The organism is Mesorhizobium sp. M0938 (assembly GCF_040319125.1).
Lineage (GTDB): Bacteria > Pseudomonadota > Alphaproteobacteria > Rhizobiales > Rhizobiaceae > Mesorhizobium > Mesorhizobium robiniae.
Genome location: NZ_JAMYNS010000004.1, coordinates 441,004 through 466,216 on the forward strand (window position 1 = coordinate 441,004; position 25,213 = coordinate 466,216).

Below are 25,213 nucleotides of genomic sequence, written 5' to 3' on the forward strand. Positions count from 1 at the left end.
AACATCCGGAGAGTTTCAAACCCGGAAAGCAATCAGACCGGCTGCGCCTCGATGATGCTGATGCGAGGTCCGGCTTCGATAATATTCGCGACCCGGAAATCCGATGCCGCAAGCAGCAACCTGAATTCTTCCGCCGTGCGCTCCTGCCCGCCCGGCATGATCAGCATGTTCAGATCGCCGAATTTTGCGCTGGCGCCTTCGTTGGGCGGCGCCAGAATGCTCTCAAGCACCAGAAGTTTGCCTTCTGGGCGCATCGCCCGGCGGCAGGTTTTCAGGATCCGGATGTTTGTGTCGTCGTCCCAGTCATGCAGGATCCATTTAAGCACAATCGCATCGGCGCCCTCGGGAACCGAGACGAAGAAATCGCCGGCGACGATATCGCATCGATCGGCCACACCCGCGGCGTCAAAGACCGGGCCTGCCTTCGCCACGACCTGCGGCTGATCGAACAGAATGCCGCGCTGGCCGGGATTGCGGCGGAGGATTTCGGCAAGCAGCGCGCCCTGCCCGCCCGCGACATCCATGACGACAGAGAACGGCCGGAAGTCATAGGCCGCGATTACCGCGGCGGCGACACCACGCGACATGGCCGTCATCGCCCGGTCGAAGGTGACGGACTCTTCCGGATGCTCTGCCCGGTATTCCCAAACGCCCTTGCCAAAAGCGTGGCGAAAGGCGTTTTCACCGGTACTGACACTGTGCAGCAGATCGCTCCATGCCTGACGGAAATATGGCCGTCCGGCCAGGATAGCCCACGGCGCGACCGAATGCTGAACATCGGATCGCAACGCGGCGCCAACCGGGGTCAGTGAGAAGAACCGGTTTTCCGCTTCATGGAACACGCCGACCGACGCAAGGGCGCGCAGCAGCCGGTAGAGCGCCCGCGGATGGGTATCGGTCAACACGGCAAGTTCGTCGCTGGTGCGTTTCCCATCCTTGAGATGATCTGCGATGCCCAGCGTGGCGGCGACGCATATCGCCTGAGATACCTGGAACCCATTGACCATCTTCTGGAGTTCGGCAGCGGCTGTCCGCTCATCCACGACACACTCCCCCGGCCACCAAAAGAGCCAGGCCGTATGGCGAGCCGAGCTCATAGTACCAACGGCATTGTAACCGGATAATGCCGGCGCTGAGTGGCGTAACGCCGTCGAAACAGACGGAACCATGCTCCAAGGACTCCGCGTGGTGGGCGAAAAAACTTAGCGACTTGACGAAGTTTTCGCTTGCGTCACCAGCTGGTCAGGCGATAGTTAGCGACATGGCTAAGCATGACCCTGATCTATCGCTACTCTTTCATGCGCTGGCTGATCCGACCCGCCGGTCGATCCTGACCCGGCTCGCCGAAACACCTGCGCGGGTAACGGATCTGGCTGGTCCCACGGGACTGCGTCTGCCCACGGTAATGCGGCACCTTTCTGTGCTGGAGGAAGCAGGGTTGATCTCCACCTCCAAAGACGGGCGAATACGCACCTGCGCCATCGTACCCGAGGCTCTGGATCCGGTGCGGACATGGCTCGATGAACAGCGGGCCATCTGGGAAGCTCGGCTCGACCGGTTGGACGCGTTTGTAATGAATGTGATGAAGGAGCGCGCAGAATGACACAGAACCTCCCGACAAACAGTGCGACCCGCGCGGTGCCTGACGATAGGAAAGACCGCTTTGCGACGCTGACCTTCGAGCGGGACGTGGCCGCGCCGTTGGCGGCGCTGTGGGAGGCATGGACGGCCCCGGCCGCGCGGGCGATCTGGGCTGCGCCATCGCCCTCGGTCACCGTGGAGTTCTTGGAGGCCGACACCAGGGTGGGTGGACGCGAAGTCTCGCTCTGCAAAGTAGAGGGCCAGCCGGACATCCGCTGCGAGTGCGGCTGGCTGGCGTTGAAGCCGGCGCTGTGCAGCGTGAACTACGAGGTAATCTCGTCCGAAGGCGTGACGCAATCGGCCGCGCTGGTGACAGCCGATTTCGAAGGCGCGGACGAGCGCAGCCGGTTGGTCGTAACGGTGCAGCTTTCCTCGCTGGCGCAGGACATGGAGGCAGGCTATCGGGAAGGCTTCGGCGCGGGACTAGACAACCTCGCGGGCGCGGCGGAACGAACCATGGTGCTGCAGCGGGTAATTCGGGCGCCACGATCCATCGTGTGGGGCGCCTGGATGAACTCTGAAACGCTGCCGCAATGGTGGGGGCCGGAAGGCTTCTCCTGTCGAACAAAGAGGATCGACTTGCGAACGGGCGGCGAATGGGTATTCGACATGATCGCGCCTGACGGCACGGTCTTCCCGAACCACCATCTCTATAACGAGGTCCGGCCCGAGGAGAGGATCGGCTATACGCTGCATTGGGGCGAGAACGGGCCGAAACATGCCGACGCCTGGGCCTCGTTCGAGGATCAGGACGGGGCAACGAAGGTAACGCTGGGCATGGTATTCAGCACGGCTGCCGAGTTCCAGGAAGCGAAGGGCTTCGGTGCAGTGGAACTGGGACTGCAAACTCTGGGCAAACTGGAACGCTTCGTCGCATCCCGCTGAAATACTGCGACTTCCCGTCGGCTCGAATTAGGGCCTGCGGACGAGGTCCTCATCCATGTCGCGCCTGTCCTCATCGGCAATAGCATCCAGGAGGGCATGGAGCCGATCGGGCTGGGGAAGACCCGAGATCTCGAAAGCGGGGCAGATCTCCAACATGCGCTTCCGCTTCGCGGGATAGGGCCGAGAATTCACAAAGGGATACACGAAGAGGAGGATCCTATGAGAAAATTGATCATATGGGACATGGTGACCGTCGACGGATTCTTCGAAGGTCCGGACAGGGACATCAGCTGGTTCGTTTTCGAAGAAGAACTCGAGAACTACATTCGTGAGACCCAGAAAAAGGCCGACACGCTGATCTTCGGCCGCGTGACCTACGAGCTCATGGCAGCCTATTGGCCCTCCGAGCAAGGCTGGATCGCGGACTTCATGAATCAGATCGAGAAGGTGGTCTTCTCGCGCACGCTGAAAAGCGCCGACTGGAACAACACGAAGCTCCTCAACGGCAATGTCGCGGAAGAAGTCTCCAAGCTGAAGACCAGGGACGGCGGAGACATCTTCGTGTTCGGCAGCGCCGACCTCACGGCGACCCTGATGGAGCACGGCCTGATCGACGAGTATCACCTCGGGATCAACCCCGTCGTTCTCGGGAGAGGCACGCCGCTCTTCAAGGGCGGCCCGAACCGAATACTCTTGAAGCATCTGGAGACGAGGACGCTCAAGTCAGGTGTTGTCATCCTCCATTACGCGCCGGAGAGCATACAATGACGATCTATCTGCTCTCAGAGCGCGGGGTTTATTCCACCAAAACGCAAAGCGCTCTAGCTCACACCAGTTCCACTTCCACCACGCCCGGCACCGCGCGCATGGCCGACGCGATCTGTGGCGAGACGCGGTAACGATTGGGCAGTTCGATCTCGACCTCGCCCTGCGCCTCATCCTTGATGACGATAATGCTCACCTGACTGTCACCGCGTTGGGTAAGCTGCGATTGAATCGCCGATGCCGGTCGGTCATTCCTGACAAAGATGCGCAGGGCCTTCTGGATGCGGCTTGCCTCGTCTTCCAGAGACTGCACGGTCTGGATGCGAAGATTGACGCCTTCGGGCCTGTCCTCTGCCGAAACGGTGATCACCACCGAACGGCCGGGCTCGAGCAGGTCGCGATACTGCGCCAGACCTTCGGAAAACAGCACGGCTTCATACTGGCCTGACGTGTCGGAAAACTGCACGACGCCCATCTTGTTGCCGGTGCGCGTCTTGCGCTCCTGTTTGGTGGTGACGGTGCCAGCAAGCCGGCCGGCGGCAGCGCCGCGCTTGACGGCGGCCGAGAATTCGGCCCAGGTCTGCACCCGCATCTTCTGCAGCGCCGCCTTGTATTCGTCCAGCGGATGGGCCGAGAGATAGAAGCCGACCACCTGGAATTCACGGTGCAGGCGGTCGGCGGCAAGCCATGGGTCGGTCGCCGGCAGGTTGAGCGCCTGCGACTGCGCGCCGAGCGAGGCGCCGAAAATGTCGTGCTGGCCCGACAGTGCATTCTGCTGCGCCAGCGACGCCAGCCCCATCATCCGCTCGACGCCCGCCATCATCGCGGCGCGGTCGTGGCCGAAGCAGTCGAGCGCACCGGCCATGATCAGGCTTTCGAACACCCGCTTGCCGACGATTTTCGGATCGACCCTTTCGCAGAAATCGGCGAGGTTCTTGAACGGTTTTTCACCGCGCTTGGCGACGATGTGCTCGACCGCCGCGTCGCCGACGCCCTTGAGCGCGGCCAGCGAATAGAAGATCCGGTTCTCGCCAACTTCGAAGGGACGGAAGCTCGTCATCACCGAGGGCGCCACGACATCGATGCCGAGGCGCAGCGCATCCTGGCGGAAATCGGCGAGCTTGTCGGTGTTGCCCATGTCGAGCGTCATCGACGCGGCCAGGAACTCGACCGGGTAGTGCGCCTTCAGATAGGCCGTCTGATAAGAGACGACCGCATAGGCGGCGGCATGCGACTTGTTGAAACCGTAGTCGGCGAACTTTGCCAGCAGATCGAAGATGAAGTCGGCCTGCGGCTTGCTAACGCCCCGCTCGACGGCGCCCGAGACGAAGCGCTCGCGCTGCTTGTCCATCTCGGCGCGGATCTTCTTGCCCATGGCGCGGCGCAGCAAATCGGCTTCGCCCAGCGAATAGCCGGAGAGCTCCTGCGCGATCTGCATCACCTGTTCCTGATAGACGATGACGCCTTGCGTCTCCTTCACCAGATGGTCGATCTTCGGATGGATCGACGCCATCTCCTCCTCGCCATGCTTTCTGGCGTTATAGGTCGGGATGTTCTCCATCGGTCCCGGCCGGTAAAGCGCGACCAGCGCGATGATATCCTCGATGCAATCGGGCCGCATGCCGATCAGCGCCTTGCGCATGCCCGCACTTTCCACCTGGAACACGCCGACCACTTCGCCGCGCGACAGCATGGCGTAGGTATCGGGGTCGTCGAGCGGAATGTGCGCGAGATCGATCTCGATGCCGCGGCGGCGGATCAGCTTGACTGCGGTCTCCAGCACGGTCAGCGTCTTCAGGCCGAGGAAGTCGAACTTAACCAGCCCGGCCTGCTCCACATATTTCATGTTGAACTGGGTGACCGGCATATCGGAGCGCGGGTCGCGGTACATTGGCACCAGTTCCGATAGCGGCCGGTCGCCGATGACGATGCCGGCGGCATGGGTCGAGGCGTGGCGGTAGAGCCCTTCCAGCTTCTGCGCCATGTCGAGCAGCGTCTGCACGATCGGCTCCCGCTCGGCCTCTTCGGCAAAGCGCGGCTCGTTGGCGATGGCGTCGGCGAGCTTGACTGGATTGGCCGGGTTCGACGGCACCATCTTGGATAGCTTGTCGACCTGGCCATAGGGCATCTGCAGCACGCGGCCGACATCGCGCAGCACCGCGCGGGCCTGCAGCGTACCGAAGGTGATGATCTGGCCGACCTGGTCGCGGCCGTATTTCTGCTGGACGTAGCGGATCACCTCCTCGCGCCGGTCCTGGCAGAAATCGATGTCGAAGTCTGGCATCGACACGCGGTCGGGATTGAGGAAGCGCTCGAACAGCAGCGAGAAACGCAGCGGATCGATGTCGGTGATGGTCGTCGAATACGCCACCAGCGAGCCGGCGCCCGAACCGCGGCCCGGCCCGACCGGAATGCCTTGCGCCTTGGCCCATTTGATGAAGTCGGCAACGATCAGGAAATAGCCGGGGAATTTCATTTTCTCGATGATACCGAGCTCGAAATCGAGCCGTTCGCGATATTGCTCGACCGTATAGCCGGGTGTGGGCCCATGCGCCGCGAGCCGCGCATCCAGCCCCTCGTGCGCCTGGCGGCGCAGTTCGTCGGCCTCTGCCTTCAGCGCGGCGTCGTTGTCGGCGACATCGCTGCCTGTGAAACGCGGCAGAATCGGATTGCGCGTCTTGGGATAGTAGGAGCAGCGCAGCGCGATCTCGACGGTGTTGTCGATCGCCTCCGGCAGATCGGCGAACAGCCTCGCCATGTCGGCCTGGCTTCTCAGAAAATTGTCGGGCGAAAGGCGCCGGCGATTGTCGACGGCGACCACCGAACCTTCGGCGATGGCGATCAGCGCGTCATGCGCCTCATAGTCGTCGCGCGACGAGAAAAACGCCTCGTTGGTGGCGACCAGCGGCAGGTCATTGCTGTATGCAAGATCGACGGACGATTGCTCGATGGCGCGGTCATAGCCGGAAACCCGTTCCAGCTCGACATAGAGGCGGTCACCGAACAGCGCCTTGAGCGCCAAAAGCCGTGTCTCGGCGAGATCGCGGCGGTCCTCTTTCAAAGCGTTGCCGATCGGACCGCGCGGCCCGCCGCTGAGGCAGATCAGGCCGTCGCAATGGCCTTGCAACATCTCAGTCGTCAGATGCACAGCCTCGCCGGGCGGCGTTTCGAGATAGACCCGGCTGACCAGCCTGACCAGATTGCTGTAACCGGCCTCGGTCGCCGCGATCAGAACCACCGGCCGCATCTCCGGGCCCTGCCGCCTGCGGTCGCGCTGGCTATCGCTGGCTTCGCCGGAAAAGGCGAGAGTCGTCTGGCAGCCGATGATCGGCTGGATGCCCTCCTTCACCGCTTTTTGGGCGAATTCGAGCGCGCCAAACAGATTGTTGGTGTCGGTGACGGCGATGGCTGGAGCCTCGTCCTTGACCGCATGGCTGACAACCGTGCCGAGCTGCAAGGCGCCTTCGAGCAGCGAATAGGCCGAATGCACGCGCAGATGGATGAACGGCCGCGCCGGCACTTCCGGTCTCGACGCCTTTACAAAGGCTTCGCGCCGCAACGGGTCGCGTGGAAGTGTCTCATTCGCCATGCTTTTTTAGCGCCGCTTGAAAGGACTCAGTCGATGGAGTTGTATTGTCCGGCACCGGACGATGCGAGTCCAGCTTTGCGATTCGAGCCCTGCAAGCTTGCGATCCATTGCTTTGTGACGGCATTTATGCTAGGAATATATGCATGGTGCTGATTTGCGCCAACGGCCCGCCGGCGAGGCGGTTTTTTTTACAGCCTTACGCGAATTCCATGATCACCGCATCGACGGCCAGACTGTCGCCCGGCTTCGCGTTGAGTTTCGACACGGTGAGATCGCGCTCGGCGCGCAGCACGTTTTCCATCTTCATCGCCTCGACCACGGCCAGCGTCTCGCCGGCCTTGACCTCCTGCCCCTCGGCAACGGCGATCGACACAACGAGGCCCGGCATCGGGCAGAGCAGCATCTTCGACGTGTCCGGCGCCACTTTTTCCGGCATCAGCCTTTCGAGCTCGGCGGTGCGCGGCAGCATGGCGCGGGCTGTCACCGACATGCCTTTCCAGGCGATGCCAAACCCGTTCAGGACCGGCCGGATCTGCGCCGCGATTCTTCGGTCGCCGACCGTGCCGCGCCAGATGAGATCGCCCGGCCGCCAGTCCGACACCACCGTCAGCGCCTTGCCGCCATCGATCGACAGATGGAGCTCCATCGGAATGGAGATCATGCCTTCGAGAATGGAAGCCGAAAGGTAATCCTCGCCGATCTTGACCACCCAGTCGCGTTTCAGCGCACCCGAATGCGGCGCCAACCGCCCGCCAAGCCGGTCGAGCCGGTCGCGGCGCAGCAGTTCGACCGCAGTGGCGATCGATGCCAGAACGGCCTTTTCCTCGCTGTCAGGCACGATCGGCGCGAACCCGTCGGGATATTCCTCAGCGATAAAACCTGTTGACAGTCGACCATCCCGCCAGCGCGGATGCTGCATCAGTGCCGCCAGGAACGGTATGTTGTGCGCGATGCCGTCGACAACGAAGCTGTCCAGCGCCTCGGACATGGCGTCTATTGCCGCAAGCCGCGTCGGCGCCCAGGTGCACAGCTTGGCGACCATCGGGTCATAGAACATCGAAATTTCAGATCCTTCGGTGACGCCGGTGTCGTTGCGGATGACGACATCGCTGAGCTGTCCCTCCTCTGGTGGCCGGTATCTCGTCAGCCGGCCGATCGACGGCAGGAAATTGCGATACGGGTCCTCGGCGTAGAGCCGGCTTTCGACCGCCCAGCCGTTCAGTTTGACGTCGCTCTGCTTGATAGCGAGCTTTTCGCCGGCAGCTATGCGGATCATCTGCTCGACCAGATCGATGCCGGTGACGAGCTCGGTCACCGGGTGCTCGACCTGCAATCGCGTATTCATTTCAAGGAAATAGAAGTTCTTTTCGCTGTCGACGATGAACTCGACCGTGCCGGCGCTCTGGTAGTCGACCGCCCTGGCCAGCGCCACCGACTGCTCGCCCATGGCTTTGCGGGTCTTGGCGTCGAGGAAAGGCGAAGGCGCCTCTTCGACGACCTTCTGGTTGCGGCGTTGGATCGAGCATTCGCGCTCGCCGAGGTAAAGCGCGTTGCCATGTGCGTCGGCCAGCACCTGGATCTCGATGTGGCGCGGATCGACCACAAACTTCTCGATGAAGACGCGGTCGTCGCCGAACGAGCTTTTGGCCTCCGACCGCGCCCGGTCGAACCCGTCGCGCACCTCGGCCTTGCTCCAGGCGATGCGCATGCCCTTGCCGCCGCCGCCGGCCGAGGCCTTGATCATCACGGGATAGCCGATCTCGCCGGCGATTTTCTCGGCATGATCGGCGTTCTCGATAACGCCAAGCCAGCCGGGTACGGTCGACACGTTTGCGGCGTTGGCGAATTTCTTCGATTCGATCTTGTCGCCCATCGCCTTGATCGCTCTGGTTTTTGGGCCGATGAAGATGATGCCTTCTTTCTCCAGCGCCTCACAGAACGACGCGCGTTCCGACAGAAACCCGTAACCGGGATGGACGGCTTCAGCACCGGTCGCCTTGCAGGCAGCAATGATCTTCTCCGGCACCAGATAGCTCTGCGTGGCCGGTGAAGGCCCTATATGCACCGCTTCGTCGGCCATCTCAACATGCACTGCGTCGCGATCGGCGTCCGAGTAGACCGCCACGGTGGCGATGCCCATCTTGCGCGCCGTCTTGATGACGCGGCAGGCGATCTCGCCGCGATTGGCGATCAGGATTTTTGTGAACATGCGGTTTTTGTTCCCTCGGCTGCCTTTTCTTTGATGGGCTTCGCCCGGCCGGTCAAGGCAGTTGACGGCTATCCCGGATGCAAGTCGGCCACCGCCGACCAAAACCCGGCTACCAACTGTCAATTCGTCCCATAGTCCAGCACCTGCAGATACGCTAATGCTCGGCCCCAATTGCAGATTTGCCCTGAGAGGAGATGTTTGATGAAAACCCGTGCCGCTGTCGCTGTCGCCGCCGGAAAGCCGCTGGAGATCCTGGAGGTCGACCTCGACGGCCCGCGCGCCGGCGAGGTGCTGGTCGAGATCAAGGCGACCGGCATCTGCCACACCGACGAATTCACCCTGTCGGGCGCCGATCCCGAAGGCATCTTTCCGGCGATCCTCGGCCATGAGGGGGCCGGTATCGTCGTCGATATCGGCAAGGGCGTCACCTCGGTCAAGAAGGGCGACCACGTCATCCCGCTCTACACGCCGGAATGCCGGCAGTGCCCGTCGTGCCTGTCCAGAAAGACCAATCTGTGCACCGCCATTCGCGCTACTCAGGGGCAAGGCCTGATGCCGGACGGCTCGTCGCGCTTCTCGATCGGCAAGGACAAGATCTTCCACTATATGGGCTGCTCGACCTTCTCCAATTTCACCGTGCTGCCCGAGATCGCGGTGGCCAAGGTCAATCCAGACGCGCCCTTCGACAAGATCTGCTACATCGGCTGCGGCGTCACCACCGGCATCGGCGCGGTGATCAACACGGCCAAGGTCGAAATCGGCGCCACGGCCGCCGTCTTCGGCCTCGGCGGCATCGGCCTCAACGTCATCCAGGGGCTGCGCCTTGCCGGCGCCGACATGATCATCGGCGTCGACCTCAACAACGACAAGAAGGAATGGGGCGAGAAATTCGGCATGACGCATTTCGTCAATCCGAAGGAGATCGATGGCGATATCGTGCCCTATCTCGTCAACATGACCAAGCGCGGTGCCGACCAGATCGGCGGCGCCGACTATACGTTCGACTGCACCGGCAGCACCAAGGTGATGCGCCAGGCGCTTGAGGCATCGCATCGCGGCTGGGGCAAGTCGGTGGTCATCGGCGTGGCCGGTGCCGGCCAGGAGATCTCGACGCGGCCGTTCCAGCTCGTCACCGGCCGCACCTGGATGGGTACCGCCTTCGGCGGCGCGCGTGGCCGCACCGACGTCCCGAAGATCGTCGACTGGTACATGGACGGCAAGATCGAGATCGACCCGATGATCACCCACACGTTGAAGCTCGAAGACATCAACAAGGGTTTTGACCTGATGCACGAGGGCAAGAGCATCAGGAGCGTGGTGGTTTACTGACGAGAACCACAAGCCGCTGGTATCGCAACTTGGACCGCGAGATAGCGACCGCCCACACGCGTTGGAATGAACCATGCCCGCACCCGCAATTTACGTCGACGCCGATGCCTGTCCGGTGAAGGCCGAGGTCGAGAAAGTCGCCGAGCGCCATGGCGTCGTCGTCACCTTCGTCTCCAATGGCGGCCTGCGCCCGTCGCGCGATCCGATGATCCGCAATGTCGTCGTGTCCAAGGGCGCCGATGCGGCGGACGACTGGATCGTCGACAATGCCAAGCCCAACGACATCGTTGTGACATCAGATATCCCGCTTGCCGCCCGCACCGTGGCGCTCGGCGCCCACGTGCTTGGGCCGACCGGGCGCCCGTTCACGCCGGAAACGATCGGCATGGCGGTGGCGATGCGCGACCTCAAGCAGCACCTGCGCGAGACCGGCGAAAGCAAGGGCTACAACGCCAGTTTCGCGCCGCAGGACCGCTCGCGGTTTCTCGGCGAACTCGACCGCATCTTGCGGCGTGCGCTGAAATCCGCTGCGCTGGGCTAGCGCTTCGATCCCTACCGGAGGTCAGCGCAGCAGAACCGGGAATCGGTCCTCGGCATCACGCGTACAGTCAAAGTGCTATAATGTCCGAGTCTCAACAGACGAGCGGCGGTAAGACCGCCACCAGAGGCCGGGCCATGACGACCGAGATGCCCCTGAAGAAACCACTGCACCGCCACATGCAGTTCGCGGTATCGGCCTGCATCGGTGTGGTGGCGCTGGCGATCGCGCTGGCCTTGCGCACGCCGCTCGCCTTTTCGATCGGCGCCAACGCGTTTTTCGCCGCCTACACCATCATTGTCGTCGCCCAGATGCCGCTGCTCACTGACCGCTATCTGAGCAAGAATGCCCGCGCCACCGATCAGCCGGTGCTGGTCATCTTTGCCGTGACGCTGATTGTCGTCGCCGTCGCGATTATCTCGTTGTTTCAATTGATCAATCGGGAGGGTAGCGCGCATCCTGTCGAACTCACCTTCGCACTGCTGTCGATCCCGCTCGGCTGGTTCACCATCCACGCCATGACGGCGCTGCACTACGCCCATGTTTACTGGCTGAACGACGAAGAGACCGACCCCGGCAGCAAAGCGAAGCAGAAAAAGCCCGTCGGCGGTGTCGTGTTTGCCGGTAAGGAGCGGCCTGACGGCTGGGATTTCCTCTATTTCTCGACCACTGTCGGCATGACTTCACAAACCTCCGATACCGCGGTTTCGACCACCCAAATGCGTCGCATCGTGCTCTTGCATTCGATCGTGTCGTTCTTTTTCAATACAGTGATCGTCGCCGCCGCCGTCAACCTCGCCGTCAGTCTCGGGAGCCGGTAATGTCGGCAGGCCGTAATAATTCCGTGATCGGATGAAACATCGCTTTGGCTGGCAACGTATTGGGAGGAGAACGATCGCAAAGGCCGACTGAGCGGCCGGAAGGACGCGAAAAAATGGAATCGGTTGCCAGGAGCCAATCCACCGCCGTGCCAGATACTTCCGCGCCGCAGGAGGCGACGCTAATCTACCGGCAGTCGCGCTGGACCCGGCTGACGCACTGGCTCTGGGCCATCTCGTTGTTCTTCATGTTGCTTTCCGGCCTGCAGATCTTCAACGCCCGCCCCCAGCTCTATATCGGCAAGGAGTCGGGATTCGCCTATGACAACACCATCTTCGCCATCGGCGCGGAGAACACCGCAAACGGCCCGCGCGGCTACACCGAAATCTTCGGCAGGCGCTTCGATACCACCGGTGTGCTCGGCTGGTCGGGACCGGCGGGTCGGGAGACGTCCCGGGCTTTCCCGTCCTGGGCGACGATCCCCTCCTATTACGACCTCGGCACCGCCCGCGTCGTCCATTTCTTCTTCGCCTGGATACTGACCACGACGCTGGTCGTCTGGCTGGTCGCCAGCCTGATCGACGGCCATCTGCGCCGCGATCTTGCTCCGCGTATCGACGATCTCAAGCGCTTGCCGCGAGACATCGTCGATCATGCCAGATTCAAGTTCCACCACAGGCGCGAGTACAACACGCTGCAGAAGATGGCCTATGGCGGCGTCATGTTCGTGCTGCTGCCGCTGATGATCATCACCGGCCTTGCCATGTCGCCGAGCATGAACGCCGTGCTGCCGTTCCTCAACGATCTGCTCGGCGGCCGGCAGACGGCGCGGACGATTCATTTCATCGTGATGCTGCTGCTCGTCGCCTTCTTCATCATCCATATGCTGATGATCTTCGCCGCCGGGCCGATCAACGAGCTGCGTTCCATCATCACCGGCTGGTACCGAACCGATCCGCCGGCGCAAGGCAGCAAGACGCCCCGGAGGAGTGCGTGAGATGGCGAAGTTTGTGATCAGCCGCAGAAAATTCCTGACCTCGGCCAGCCTCGGCGTCTCCGGTATCATGCTGTCGGGTTGCGATGCCTTCGACAGCCAGCTTGGCGTCGGCGACGGGCTGCGCAGCTTCCTCGAAGGCGCCAACGGCCTGACCTGGCGCGCGCAACGCCTGCTTGCCGGCGATTCGCTGGCGCCGGAATTCACCGAAGCCGACATTCGCCAGCCGCAGCGGCCGAATGGCGTCACCGCGCCGGGCGACGATGTCTACAAGGGCCTGCTCGCCAACAATTTCGCCGACTGGCGGCTCGAGGTTTCCGGCCTCGTCGAAAAGCCACTATCGCTGAGCCGCGACCAACTGATGAACATGCCAAGCCGCACCCAGATCACCCGTCACGACTGCGTCGAAGGCTGGAGTTGTATCGCCAAATGGACCGGCACCCCGCTGTCGCTGGTGCTGGAGCAGGCGGTGGTCAAGCGGCAGGCGCGTTACGTGATGTTCCATTGTCTCGACACGATCGATCGCAGCCTGTCCGGCGACGTCAAATATTACGGCTCGATCGACCTGATCGATGCCCGTCACCCGCAGACGATCCTTGCCTATGGCGTGAACGGCAAGCCGCTGCCCGTCGAGAACGGCGCGCCGTTGCGTGTCCGCGTCGAGCGCCAGATCGGCTACAAGATGCCGAAATATCTCCGCAAGATCGAACTGGTCGACAGTTTCGCCGCCATCGGCGGCGGCAGGGGCGGCTACTGGGAGGACAATGGCTACGACTGGTACGGCGGCATTTGACCGAACCGGCGCGACGCTGTTGCAACCGCCTAAGCGAGCTTGTCGATCAGCGGCCTCAGCGCCGGGTGGATTTCTGGCATGGTCAGCGAAGACTTGTCGGTAAGGTGTCGCTGGCAGGTGACAAGGTGTCGCCCACAGGCTATGGATAACGAGTCGAGGGCTCACATTGAGTCCTACCTGTTTGCGGGAGAGAGCAGCGAGAGCTGCCGCCGAAGGGGAAATCGCCCGAAATCTCTCAGGCAAAAGAACCGTAGACGGGAAAGACACTCTGGAAAGTCGGGGCTTGCCCCCGCGCCGAAGGTGTAAGCGCTGCCGACAGAGTTACGGGGCGCGAGTCTCTCAGGCTTCAGACAGAGGGGCACGGACTGGCCGCCATTCGCGGCCGATTGCGTGCGACTCTGGAGACGACATGACGGGCGACGATACCAAACACCTTCCCCTCGAAGACCTTCACGTGGCCGCCGGTGCGCGCTTTGGCGCGTTCGCCGGCTGGTCGATGCCGCTGACCTATCCGGCCGGCGTGATGAAGGAGCACCTTCACACCCGCGAGCATGCTGGCCTGTTCGACATCTCGCACATGAAGCTGTTCGAGATCAGTGGGCCGGGCGCCGAGGCGCTGCTCAATCGCACATGCCCGCTCGACGCCGGCGCGCTTGAGATTTCCCAGTCCAAATACACGTTCTTTCTCAACGAAGCCGCCGGCATCATCGACGATTTGATCGTCACCAGGCTCGGACAGCAACGCTTCATGGTCGTCGCCAATGCCGGCAATGCCGAAGCCGACGAAAAGCACCTGCGCGCTTTTGCCGTGGATTCTGACACAAAGAGTGGTTTTGGAGCCAAAGTGGACGCACTCGACCGCGTCTTCCTGGCCATTCAGGGGCCCGAAGCCTGGGCCGCCCTGTCCCGCGCCGGCATCGAGAACGGAACACTGCTGTTCATGCATGGCTTTGAGCCCCGCGAGAACTGGTTCATGAGCCGGTCGGGCTATACGGGTGAAGACGGTTTCGAGATCGGCCTGCCGGAAGCCGACGCGCGAAATCTCGTCGCCAAATTGCTTGAGGACGAGCGCGTGATGTGGGTCGGGCTAGCCGCCCGCGACAGCCTGCGGCTTGAAGCAGGCCTGTGCCTGCACGGACTGGACATCACGCCTGAGATCGACCCGGCCAGCGCCGGACTGATGTGGGCTATCCCAAAGGAAGTTCGCGCCTCTGGCGCTTTCATCGGTGCCGATGCATTGCGTTCAATCCTGGAGCGCGGCCCGACGCAGAAACGCGTCGGCCTGAAGTCGGAAGGCCGCCAGCCGGTGCGCGCCGGTGCTGCCCTTTTCGACGCCAACGACAATCCCGCCGGCCATGTCACCTCCGGCGGTTTCGGCCCTTCGGCCGGCCATCCGGTCGCCATGGGCTACGTTCAGACAGCGCTGGCCAAACCTGGAGCAAAACTCTTCGCCGACGTTCGCGGGACGAAAATCCCGATCGATATCAATCCCCTGCCCTTCACGCCGCATCGCTATCGCAAAGGATGAACCTTCTCATGGCAAAAACCTATTTCACCGAAGATCACGAATGGCTCCGCGTCGAAGGCGGTGTCGCTACCGTTGGCATCACCAACTATGCGCAGGAACAGCTCGGCGATCTCGTCTTTGTCGAATTGCCGGAGCTTGGGAAAAAGCTGGCCAAGGGCGATACCGCCGTCGTGGTCGAATCCGTCAAAGCTGCATCGGACGTCTATGCACCGGTCGACGGCGAGATCACCGAGGCCAACACCTCGCTGTCGTCGGATCCGTCGCTGGTCAATTCGGCGGCGACCGGCGACGGCTGGCTGTGGAAGATGAAACTGGCCGACGAGAGCCAGCTCGAAGGTCTCCTGGATGAGGCGGCCTACAAAGCCCATATTGGTTGATAGCAGGACCAGGAAGATGACTGTAGCACCCTACCCCTTCTCGGCCCGCCATATTGGCCCTGGCCTCAACGATGTCAGAGCCATGCTGGCGACGATCGGCGTTCCCTCAGTCGAGACGCTGATCAGCCAGGCAGTGCCGAAATCGATCCGGCTCGACAGGCCGCTATCCTTGCCGGCACCGGCGAGCGAAGCGGAGGCGCTGGCCGAGCTTTCGGCGACAATGGCGAGCAATACAGTTCTGAAGAGCTTCATCGGCGCCGGCTACCACGGCGTCCATGTGCCGCCGGTCATCCAGCGCAATCTGTTCGAGAACCCGGCCTGGTATACGGCTTACACGCCCTACCAGGCCGAGATCAGCCAGGGCCGGCTCGAAATGCTGTTCAATTTCCAGACGCTGGTCACCGAACTAACCGGTCTGCCGGTGGCCTCGGCCTCGCTGCTCGACGAGGCGACGGCGGTGGCCGAGGCGGTCGGCATTGCGTTGCGCCATCATCGCGACAAGCGAACCAAAGTAGCGCTGGCCGGCACCCCGCATCCGCAGACGCTCGACGTCGTGCGCACCCGCGCCGAGCCGCTCGGCATCGAGGTCGACGGCGACACGATCGACGACAACACCGCGGCGTTGCTCGTCTCATGGCCCGATACGTTTGGCGTCTATGGCGACCACAGGGCGGCAATCGAGAAGGCCCGTGCCACAGGCGCGCTGGTCGTCTTCATTGCCGATCCGCTAGGCCTGACGCTGACCGAGGCACCGGCTAGGCTTGGCGCCGACATCGCTGTCGGCCCGATGCAGCGGTTTGGCGTGCCGATGGGCTTTGGTGGCCCGCACGCTGCCTATTGCGCCGTTTCCGACAGGCTGACGCGGCTGATGCCCGGCCGCCTTGTCGGCCAGTCTACCGACAGCAAAGGCCGCCCCGGCTATCGTCTCGCCTTGCAGACGCGTGAGCAGCATATCCGCCGCGACAAGGCGACCTCCAACATCTGCACCGCGCAGGCGCTGCTCGCCAACATGGCGACGGCCTATGCGATCTGGCATGGTCCCGCCGGGCTGCAGGCGATTGCGGAGCGCATTCACACGCTGGCCAGCAGCCTGGCAGCCGGCCTTAAGGCAGCAGGCGTTTCGGTGCTTGGCGCACGCCGCTTCGACACGGTGACGGTGGAAGTGAAGGGCAGAGCCGACGCGATCGCCGCCGCCGCCGAAAAGACCGGCCGATTGCTGCGCGTCATCGACGCTGACCACATCGGCATCAGCTTCGATGAGACCTCGACCGATGCCGATCTGGACGCGATCGCGGCGCTGTTCGGCGCCAAGGCGGGCCCCGCTGCCGGGCGCACTATGCCAGGGCAGCCACGCGGCAAGGAGTTTCTCAGTCAGCCGGTGTTCCACGAAAACCACTCGGAAACCGAGATGATGCGCTTCCTGCGCCGGCTGGCCGACAAGGACCTGGCGCTTGACCGTGCCATGATCCCGCTCGGATCCTGCACCATGAAGCTCAACGCCGCCGCCGAGATGATGCCGGTAAGCTGGCCAAGCGTCGCCAATCTGCATCCCTTCGCACCGGCAAGCCACTCGGCCGGCTACCGCGCCATGATCGGCGAGCTGGAAGCCTGGCTGGCGGAGATCACCGGCTTCGACGCGGCGACCCTGCAGCCCAATGCCGGCAGCCAGGGCGAATATGCCGGGCTGCTCGCCATTCGCGGCTATCACCGCTCACGCGGCGAAAGCCACCGCACGGTCTGCCTGATTCCGTCATCGGCGCATGGCACCAATCCGGCGAGTGCGGCGATGGCCGGCATGGGCGTCGTCGTCGTGCGCTGCACCGAAGACGGCAACATCGACGTTGACGATCTGAAGGCCAAGGCTGCCGAGCATGCGCAGAACCTCGCGGCATTGATGTTCACCTATCCCTCGACGCATGGCGTCTTCGAGGAAGGCGCGCGTGACCTCTGCGCGTTGATCCATGAGCATGGCGGCCAGGTCTATTTCGATGGCGCCAATCTCAACGCGCTGGTCGGCCTCGCTCGGCCGGGCGACATCGGTGCCGATGTCTGCCACATGAACCTGCACAAGACCTTCTGCATCCCGCATGGCGGCGGCGGCCCCGGCGTCGGCCCGATCGGCGTCAAGGCGCATCTCAAGCCATATCTGCCCGGCCACGTCACTGAAGGCTCCGGCCATGCCGTGTCGGCCGCACCGTTCGGCAGCGCTTCGATCCTGCCGATCACCTGGATGTATATCCGCATGATGGGCGCTTCGGGCCTGAAGCAGGCAACCGAGACGGCGATCATTTCCGCCAACTACATCGCGACGCGGCTCGAGGCGCATTTCCCGGTGCTCTACAAAGGCAGGCACGGACGCGTCGCGCATGAATGCATCCTCGACACCCGCGTGATCAAGGACAGCGCCGGCATCAGCGTCGACGATATCGCCAAGCGGCTGATCGACTATGGTTTCCATGCGCCGACCATGTCGTTTCCAGTGGCGGGCACGCTAATGGTCGAGCCGACCGAGTCCGAACCCAAGGGCGAACTCGACCGCTTTTGCGAAGCGATGATCGCGATATCGGGCGAGGCAGCCAAGGTGGCGAAAGGCGAATGGCCCCTGGCCGACAATCCGCTGGTCAATGCGCCGCATACCGCCGCCGAGGCACTGGCGGCCCAGTGGACCCACCCGTATTCGCGTTTGGAGGCGGCTTATCCGGCCGGCGACGCCGACACATCAGCCAAATACTGGCCGCCGGTATCGCGTATCGACAATGTCGCCGGCGACCGCAACCTCGTCTGCTCCTGCCCGCCGCTGTCGGAATATCTGGGGGCGGCGGAGTAGACCATAATCCCGAACCGAAGGTCAGCGCAGCACAAAGTGGAATCCGGTTTTCGGGCAAGAGTCTAAGCTAAGATAGAAGCCTCAATCAGGCAGAACGTAAGGCCGGCGCGTCGGCCTTGCTCGCCTTGTTCTGGGCGACGACGCGATTTCGACCGGCGCGCTTTGCCGCATAGAGTGCCGCGTCGGCTTCGGCCAGCACATCGTCGAGACTGGTGCCGTCTGTCCCGCCAAAGCCGATGCCGCCACTGACTGTGCTACGCAACGGACCAAGCTGGGTGGCGACGACTTCCGTGCCGAAGGCGACGCTGATCTTGCTCGCAATGTCATAAGCCTTGTCTTCCGTCATCCGAGACATGACCAGCACGAATTCCTCGCCGCCCAGCCGGAAGGCGTCGACCCCGGTCCTGGCGTATTTCCTGATGACAGCGGCGAAGCGGCGCAGAACCTGATCGCCAACGGGATGACCGAATACGTCGTTCGTCCTCTTGAAATGATCGAGGTCGAATATGGCGACGGACATGAACGGACCGAAAACCCGTTCACCGTAGAATGCCGTTAACGCCCGCCGGTTCATCAGCCCGGTCAGTGGGTCGGTCATGGTCTCGGCCTTTAATTCGATCTGCGCCCGCAAATGGTGGAGCGAGAGCGTCAAAGCACCGAGCCCGGTCATGCAGGCGACCGCCACGACGGAATTCAACCGTTCGGCCCAGTTGTCGGGCGCAATGCCGAGCACCCATTGGCCCTTGACCAGCAGGACCGCGCCGCAAAGTCCGAAGGACAGCGCACAGACGCCGCTCAGGAACGAAACGACCAGCAATATCCGGCTGTCATGATCCCCTTTGATCCAGAAAATCACTCCCATAGCCAGGAGCAGCGCGGTTACCGTCGTGTAGGTGATGATGAAGCCGACACCGTCAAACCCGAGATACGTCGCGCCCGCGCAAACGGCCATCGCAGCCAGTGTCGGCAGAACCGCGCGCCTATAGTCGCGCATGCCGAGATATTGCATGGCCGACAGGCACAGGATCAGGAAGCCCAGGCTGAGAAGCGCAAGCACAATCTGGCAAAGCCAGGGGCTGGGACCCCTGGCATAGTGCCAAAACAAGACCACATGCACGACGAGCACAAGAATGCCGCACGCCACCGTCAGCATAGAGCGTGCCTGTGGCGCGGTGAACCAGATCGCAAACATGGTGATGCTGAGGCACGTGCCCGACAGCGCCGCCGCGAGCAGGAGCGAACTGTAATCCAACATGCGTAAGCGGCAGCCTCTTCAGGAGTTCCGCTGCATTCTAGGTCAGCGGCAGTGCGCTGATACCGTTTTTCGGCCAACCTTCCGGCGCAACCTTCGGACAAGGTTTACAAAGCGTCGATGCGCCAAGCTGCCGCTTGGTTGTGGAATGGTTTTGCAGTAAGAGGCTCTATCCTCGAACGTAACAGGAACCTCCGTCGCCTGCCCGCAAAAAGCGTGGCAGTATCGGGTGGTGATTCGCAGCATCGGAATCCAGGACCAGCATGGACGACAATAACGATCTTTTCGGCACGATGGACAAGCAGCCGCAACCGGTTCGCGCCGCCGCGCGCCCGGCCGACCCGCTGGTGCAGGCGGCGAAGCGCCCGGCATCCCGCGACGGCAGTGAGAGCTATAGCGCCGCCGACATCGAGGTTCTCGAAGGGCTGGAGCCGGTGCGGCGCCGGCCTGGCATGTATATTGGTGGCACCGACGACAAGGCGATGCATCATTTGTTCGCCGAGGTCATCGACAATTCGATGGACGAGGCGGTGGCAGGCCATGCGACCTTCATCGATGTCGAGCTTTCCGCCGACGGATATCTGGCCGTCACCGACAATGGTCGCGGCATTCCAGTCGATCCGCACCCGAAATTCAAGAAGCCGGCACTCGAAGTCATCATGACGACGCTGCATTCCGGCGGCAAGTTCGACAGCAAGGTCTACGAGACCTCGGGCGGCCTGCACGGCGTCGGCGTCTCCGTCGTCAACGCGCTGTCGGACCATCTCGAGGTCGAGGTCGCACGCGGCCGCCAGCTCTACCGCCAGCGTTTTTCGCGCGGCGTTCCGGTGACCGGTCTGGAGCAACTCGGCGAGGTGCATAACCGCCGCGGCACCAAAATCCGCTTCCATCCCGACGAGCAGATCTTCGGCAAGGGTGCTGCTTTCGAGCCAGCGCGGCTCTACCGCATGACGCGCTCGAAAGCCTATCTGTTCGGTGGCGTTGAGATTCGCTGGACCTGCGACCCCTCGCTGATCAAGGAGAAGGACACGACGCCGGCCAAGGCCGAGTTCCATTTTCCAGGTGGCCTCAAGGATTATCTGAAAGCCTCACTCGGCGACGAATTCCAGGTCACTCGCGAAATCTTCGCCGGCAAGAGCGACAGGCAAGGCGGCCATGGCTCCCTCGAATGGGCGGTGACCTGGTTCGGCGGCGACGGATTTCTCAATTCCTACTGCAACACCATTCCGACCGGCGAAGGCGGCACGCACGAGGCCGGCTTCCGCAACGTCTTGACGCGAGGCTTGCGCGCCTATGCCGATCTGGTCGGCAACAAGCGTGCTTCGATCGTTACCTCGGAAGACGTCATGATCTCGGCGGCCGGCATGCTGTCGGTATTCATCCGCGAGCCGGAATTCGTCGGCCAGACCAAGGACAGGCTGGCGACGATCGAGGCGATCAGGATCGTTGAGACCGCCATCCGCGATCCCTTCGATCACTGGTTGGCCGACAACCCGCAGGAAGCCTCGAAGCTGCTCGAATGGGTGATCGCGCGTGCCGACGAACGGGTGCGCCGCCGCCAGGAAAAGGAAGTGTCGCGCAAGAGCGCTGTGCGCAAATTGCGCCTGCCCGGCAAGCTCGCCGACTGCACGCAGAATGCCGCGGCCGGCGCTGAGCTCTTCATCGTCGAGGGCGATTCGGCCGGCGGCTCGGCAAAACAGGCGCGCGACCGCGCCAGCCAGGCAGTTCTGCCGTTGCGCGGCAAGATCCTGAACGTCGCCAGCGCCGGCAACGACAAGCTTGCCGGCAACCAGCAGATCTCCGACCTGATCCAGGCGCTTGGCTGCGGCACACGCTCAAAATACCGCGACGAGGATCTGCGCTATGACCGGGTCATCATCATGACCGACGCCGACGTCGACGGCGCCCACATCGCCTCGTTGCTGATCACCTTCTTCTATCAGGAGATGCCGAACCTGGTCCGCGGTGGCCATCTCTATCTGGCGGTGCCGCCGCTCTATTCGATCCGGCAAGGCGGCAAGGTCGCTTACGCCCGCGACGATGCACACAAGGATGAGCTTCTGCGCACCGAATTCACCGGACGCGGCAAGGTAGAAATCGGCCGCTTCAAGGGGCTCGGCGAAATGATGGCTGCCCAGCTCAAGGAAACAACCATGGACCAGAGGAAGCGCACGCTGCTCAGGGTCGATGTGATCGACGCCGAGACCGCCACCAAGGACGCGGTCGACGCGCTGATGGGCACCAAGCCGGAAGCCCGCTTCCGCTTCATCCAGGAACGCGCGGAGTTCGCCGCGACGGAAGTGCTGGATATCTGAGCATCTTCTACCCGTTCGCATCGAATGTGGAGATGAGCGTGTGATCTGGGACCGGCTGCGGAGCGATCTTGCCGCGAGAATCGCCGGCCTGACGCCACCAACGCGCTCGGATTGGATTTTCGCTCTGCGCACGGTTTCTGCCGGACTGATCGCACTCCTCGCCGCCTACGCGCTCAAGCTCGACCACCCTCAATGGGCGATGATGACGGTGTTCATCGTTGCTCAGCCGGTCGCCGGCATGGTGCTGGCGAAGGGCTTCTATCGGCTGCTCGGCACATTGGCCGGCGCGCTGGCGGCAATCGGCACCACCACGGTCTTGGCGCCAACCTCTGGCTACTCGTCACGGCGCTTGCCGTCTGGATAGGCCTTTGTACCCTCGTCTCGTCGCTGCTCCGCAACCCTGAAGCCTATGGCGCGGCGCTTGCCGGTTATACGGCGATGATCATCGGGCTACCGGCTTTCGGCCAGCCACATCTCGTTGTCGATCTCGCTGTGGCGCGCTGTGCGGAGATCGCGCTTGGCATCGTCTGCGCCGCCCTGACCAGCCGGCTGATCCTGCCGAAACTGGCGGCTGACGCCATCATCGGCAGGCTAAAGCGCTGTATCCTCGACCTTGCGGCCTATGCTGGCGGCGCGTTCTCCGGCGGCGACGCAGCAACGCTAGCCAACCTGCACCGAAAACTGATCGCAGACGCCCAGACGCTGGGTGAAATGCGAGCCTATGCAAGGCTGGAAGCGCCGAGCTTCGCGACGCGCGCCTATCCGGTCCGCCGCACCATCGGCCAGCTTTTGTCGGCCTTGTCCGCGGCGCGCGCGCTGCATGCCCATGCCGCACCGAAAAACGCGGCCCTCATACCGGTGCGCACCGAGTTGCAGGCCCTAGTCGGCGAACTGGCAGCCAAGCCGGACGCGTTGAACGACACGGCACCCTGGGTGACGCGGCTCGACGCGATCGCCGACAGGGCACGACAAACGCCCGACATGGCGGCAGGCCGAGGCGATGACAGCGGCGCAGTCACCCGCCTCACCATCGCCGCCGATTTTGCGGAGGCCCTAAAGCAAGTGCTGCGCGGTCTGGACGCGTTACGAACGCCGGCCTCGCGCCGCACACGTGAACGCAGGTACCCGGCGCTGGTCGTGCATCGCGACTACCACGCCGCGTGGCGAAACGCGGTGCGCGCGGCACTTGCCACACTACTGGTCGCCGCCTTCTGGCTGACGACAAAATGGTCCGAAGCGGCGGGCACAGTCATCCTTGTCGCCGTCGTCTCCAGCCTGTTTGCCGCGCGTCCCGATCCCGTGCAATCGGCCTGGGGCTTCTTCAAGGGAACGCTGTTGGCCTTGCCCTTTGCATTTCTAGTCGGCCAGGTCGCGCTCCCCGCTTTGCCTGGCTTCGGCTGGTTCGCACTCTTTGTCGTGCCGATCCTGGTGCCCGCGGCGCTGGCAATGGCCAATCCGCACTATGTCGGCGTGGCGACCGCCTTCGCCATCAATTTCCTCGCCTTCCTCAATCCGCATCAGGCCATGTCCTACGACCCCGGACCGTTCTTCGCCGGCTCGGCCTCCGTCGTGGTCGGCATTCTTCTGGCGATCGGCGTCTTCGTCATCGTGCTGCCCGCCGATCCGTGGGTCACCGTCGGCCGCATCTTGCGAGCCATGCGGGAAGATCTGGCGCGCCTCTGCCTGCATCAGCGCGTGCCAAGACGCGAGGCGTTCGAAAGCCTCGCCTATGACCGGGTTAATCAACTAATGCCGCTCATGCAGCGCATGGGCAAGAAAGGCGATGTCGTTCTCGGCGGCAGCATAGCCGCCGTCACAGTCGGCCTTGAAATCCTGCGGCTGCGCAATGCGCAGCAAAGTTCAGCGATCCCCGCCGAAACCGCGCTTTCAATCACCCATTTCCTGCGGGAACTGGCGCGCGAACTGCTCTTCCGGCGACCCGACGAACCGCAAACGGCGATCATCACTGTCGCGCGGCAGTATGCAGCTGCCGTTACCGAGCGAAGCGACGCCACCGAAATGTTGCAGATCGCAGCCTCGCTACGCATCATCGCCGGGGCGATCGAGGATTTTCCGCATTTCTTTGCGAAGAATGGACTCTAAGCCGCCGCGATCGCCAGCGCATGACCCCGCGCGTTTTCGCGCAGCGCGTCAAGATGGATTGACTTCACCAGCCCGGCGAGATCGCCTTCGGCTGACTGGCCGCCGAGTTCCTTCAGCATCAGCCAGCTGACTTCCTGAACGCCGGCCAGGCGCTTGCCATTGGCAACCTCGCGCCAGATCTTCAGCGCGCGCAGGATGATCGCATGCGTGGCCGCGGCAAGGCCGGCACTGCGGAACAGCGCCTGCAGCGCCACATCGTGCCCGCCGGCCAGCAGCGCCCTCACCCGTTGTTCGGATTGCTGGCTGAGCGCGACCAGCGCCGAGCCGAAGAAGTCGACCTTGCCATGCGCGATGGTGCGAATGATGAAGCTTGCGGTCAGGGCACCTCGCAGGCGCAGATGTTCGACGAGCGCCGCGTGCTCTTCGCGGCGCGTGCCTTCGATCAGTGTCACGGAAGCCTTGACGCAGGCATCGCGCATGACGCGCTCGGCTCTGGCATGTCCCATCAGCGCCACCACCAGCGGCGAGCCTTTAAGGGTTTCACCCAGTTTTATCAGCAGCATATGCCGGCAGTCGGCAGGCAAACGCGCGTCAGTGATCAGCGCTTCGCGCACCAGGGACAGATGGCCGTGGCGCTCGGCGATACGGCGGAAGCTGAGCGAAGCGATGTCGGCGCCGCTGTTGGCGAGCAGCGTGGCGCAGGCTTCCGGCTCGCCGATTTCGGCAATCGCCGCGGCGACCGCCATCGAGACGCGCGGACGATCCGCGATCAGTTTCTGCGTCGCCTTCTGACCGCGGGCAACGCGGTCGATCAGATCAGCATCGGTGAGCATCGGCGAACGTGCCAGCACCAGGCTTGCGACTTCCGGCTGGTCGGACGCCAGCGCACTGATGATCTGCAGCGGCGCGTGATGGCTCATCGACAGCGCCTCCGCCATCGCCAGCCGCACCTTCGACGAGGCATCGTCGAGCAGCAGGGTCAGCGCCGCTTCAGCCGCGCAGCGGTCCTCGAAAGGCAGATCGGCATTGATGTAGGCGCGGGCCAGTGCGCTTGCCGCCGCGGCGCGCTCCGAGACCCTTGCCGTGTAAATCCATTTCAGGAAATGCGAAACAACCATGCCGTCCGCTACGCCCCTAGCCCAAGCCCGTTCTGTCCCCAGTGAAGACCGTAGACAGAAATGGTTTACGAACGGTTCACCATGTTTGTTAACTGGCTTGATTTGTTAACTGGCTTGCGAGCGCGCTATGC

At 62.9% G+C, this 25,213-nt stretch carries 17 protein-coding genes, 1 pseudogene and 1 riboswitch; of the genes and pseudogenes, 13 read left to right on the forward strand and 5 right to left on the reverse strand.

Going from position 1 to position 25,213, the window contains the following annotated elements:
- Window positions 1–32: 32 nt before the first annotated feature.
- Window positions 33–1,043 (reverse strand): methyltransferase, encoded by a 1,011-nt coding sequence (locus tag NKH73_RS09790; RefSeq protein WP_352930689.1) that lies wholly within the window; start codon window positions 1,041–1,043, stop codon window positions 33–35.
- A 218-nt stretch (window positions 1,044–1,261) separates the two neighbouring features.
- Between NKH73_RS09790 and NKH73_RS09795 the strand changes: the two genes are divergently transcribed.
- The 3 genes from NKH73_RS09795 (at window position 1,262) to NKH73_RS09805 (ending at window position 3,294) form a co-directional block, all read left to right on the forward strand.
- Window positions 1,262–1,603, forward strand: coding sequence for an ArsR/SmtB family transcription factor (locus NKH73_RS09795; protein ID WP_352930691.1), 342 nt, complete (start codon window positions 1,262–1,264; stop codon window positions 1,601–1,603).
- Window positions 1,600–2,526: an SRPBCC family protein gene (locus tag NKH73_RS09800; protein ID WP_352930693.1), complete on the forward strand. Its 927-nt coding sequence runs from the start codon at window positions 1,600–1,602 to the stop codon at window positions 2,524–2,526. The genes NKH73_RS09795 and NKH73_RS09800 overlap by 4 nt, the downstream gene beginning before the upstream one ends.
- Window positions 2,527–2,745: 219 nt before the next feature.
- Window positions 2,746–3,294 carry a dihydrofolate reductase family protein gene (locus NKH73_RS09805; RefSeq protein ID WP_352930772.1) on the forward strand — a complete coding sequence of 183 codons (549 nt, stop codon included), beginning with the start codon at window positions 2,746–2,748 and terminating at the stop codon, window positions 3,292–3,294.
- 58 nt (window positions 3,295–3,352) lie between these two features.
- Here NKH73_RS09805 and dnaE read toward each other — a convergent pair whose 3' ends face one another.
- Complete coding sequence (dnaE, locus tag NKH73_RS09810) at window positions 3,353–6,880, reverse strand: DNA polymerase III subunit alpha (protein WP_352930695.1); 3,528 nt, start codon at window positions 6,878–6,880, stop codon at window positions 3,353–3,355.
- 196 nt (window positions 6,881–7,076) lie between these two features.
- Window positions 7,077–9,089: an acetyl-CoA carboxylase biotin carboxylase subunit gene (locus NKH73_RS09815; protein WP_352930697.1), complete on the reverse strand. Its 2,013-nt coding sequence runs from the start codon at window positions 9,087–9,089 to the stop codon at window positions 7,077–7,079.
- A 201-nt stretch (window positions 9,090–9,290) separates the two neighbouring features.
- Here NKH73_RS09815 and NKH73_RS09820 point away from each other — a divergent pair, with 201 nt between their 5' ends.
- From NKH73_RS09820 to gcvP, 8 genes are all read left to right on the forward strand, one after another.
- Entirely contained in the window at window positions 9,291–10,418 is a 1,128-nt protein-coding gene (locus NKH73_RS09820; RefSeq protein ID WP_352930699.1) for an S-(hydroxymethyl)glutathione dehydrogenase/class III alcohol dehydrogenase, read from the forward strand.
- Between the two features lie 73 nt (window positions 10,419–10,491).
- On the forward strand, window positions 10,492–10,959 hold the full coding sequence (locus NKH73_RS09825) for a YaiI/YqxD family protein (RefSeq protein WP_091597173.1): 468 nt from the start codon (window positions 10,492–10,494) through the stop codon (window positions 10,957–10,959).
- A gap of 134 nt (window positions 10,960–11,093) precedes the next feature.
- Window positions 11,094–11,777 (forward strand): DUF1345 domain-containing protein, encoded by a 684-nt coding sequence (locus tag NKH73_RS09830; protein ID WP_352930701.1) that lies wholly within the window; start codon window positions 11,094–11,096, stop codon window positions 11,775–11,777.
- Window positions 11,778–11,890: 113 nt separating this feature from the next.
- Complete coding sequence (locus NKH73_RS09835; protein ID WP_352930703.1) at window positions 11,891–12,772, forward strand: cytochrome b/b6 domain-containing protein; 882 nt, start codon at window positions 11,891–11,893, stop codon at window positions 12,770–12,772.
- Window position 12,773: 1 nt separating this feature from the next.
- Window positions 12,774–13,562, forward strand: a complete 789-nt coding sequence (locus NKH73_RS09840; protein WP_352930705.1) for a molybdopterin-binding protein — start codon at window positions 12,774–12,776, stop codon at window positions 13,560–13,562.
- Window positions 13,563–13,736: 174 nt separating this feature from the next.
- Window positions 13,737–13,823: riboswitch (glycine riboswitch) on the forward strand.
- 148 nt (window positions 13,824–13,971) lie between these two features.
- Complete coding sequence (gene gcvT, locus NKH73_RS09845) at window positions 13,972–15,090, forward strand: glycine cleavage system aminomethyltransferase GcvT (protein ID WP_352930707.1); 1,119 nt, start codon at window positions 13,972–13,974, stop codon at window positions 15,088–15,090.
- Window positions 15,091–15,098: 8 nt separating this feature from the next.
- On the forward strand, window positions 15,099–15,467 hold the full coding sequence (gene gcvH, locus NKH73_RS09850) for a glycine cleavage system protein GcvH (RefSeq protein ID WP_352930708.1): 369 nt from the start codon (window positions 15,099–15,101) through the stop codon (window positions 15,465–15,467).
- 16 nt (window positions 15,468–15,483) lie between these two features.
- Window positions 15,484–18,294 (forward strand): aminomethyl-transferring glycine dehydrogenase, encoded by a 2,811-nt coding sequence (gene gcvP / locus NKH73_RS09855; RefSeq protein WP_352930710.1) that lies wholly within the window; start codon window positions 15,484–15,486, stop codon window positions 18,292–18,294.
- Window positions 18,295–18,379: 85 nt separating this feature from the next.
- On the opposite strand, the gene NKH73_RS09860 is transcribed toward gcvP, so the two are convergent.
- Window positions 18,380–19,549 carry a GGDEF domain-containing protein gene (locus NKH73_RS09860; RefSeq protein ID WP_352930711.1) on the reverse strand — a complete coding sequence of 390 codons (1,170 nt, stop codon included), beginning with the start codon at window positions 19,547–19,549 and terminating at the stop codon, window positions 18,380–18,382.
- 260 nt (window positions 19,550–19,809) lie between these two features.
- Here NKH73_RS09860 and parE point away from each other — a divergent pair, with 260 nt between their 5' ends.
- A complete protein-coding gene (parE, locus tag NKH73_RS09865) occupies window positions 19,810–21,861 on the forward strand; it encodes a DNA topoisomerase IV subunit B (RefSeq protein WP_352930713.1) in 2,052 nt (683 codons plus the stop codon).
- 40 nt (window positions 21,862–21,901) lie between these two features.
- A pseudogene (locus NKH73_RS09870) lies at window positions 21,902–23,964 on the forward strand (FUSC family protein).
- On the opposite strand, the gene NKH73_RS09875 reads toward NKH73_RS09870, so the two are convergent.
- Window positions 23,961–25,082, reverse strand: coding sequence for a DUF2336 domain-containing protein (locus NKH73_RS09875; protein ID WP_352930714.1), 1,122 nt, complete (start codon window positions 25,080–25,082; stop codon window positions 23,961–23,963). The pseudogene NKH73_RS09870 and the gene NKH73_RS09875 sit on opposite strands and share 4 nt — an antisense overlap.
- Between the last annotated feature and the right edge of the window lie 131 nt (window positions 25,083–25,213).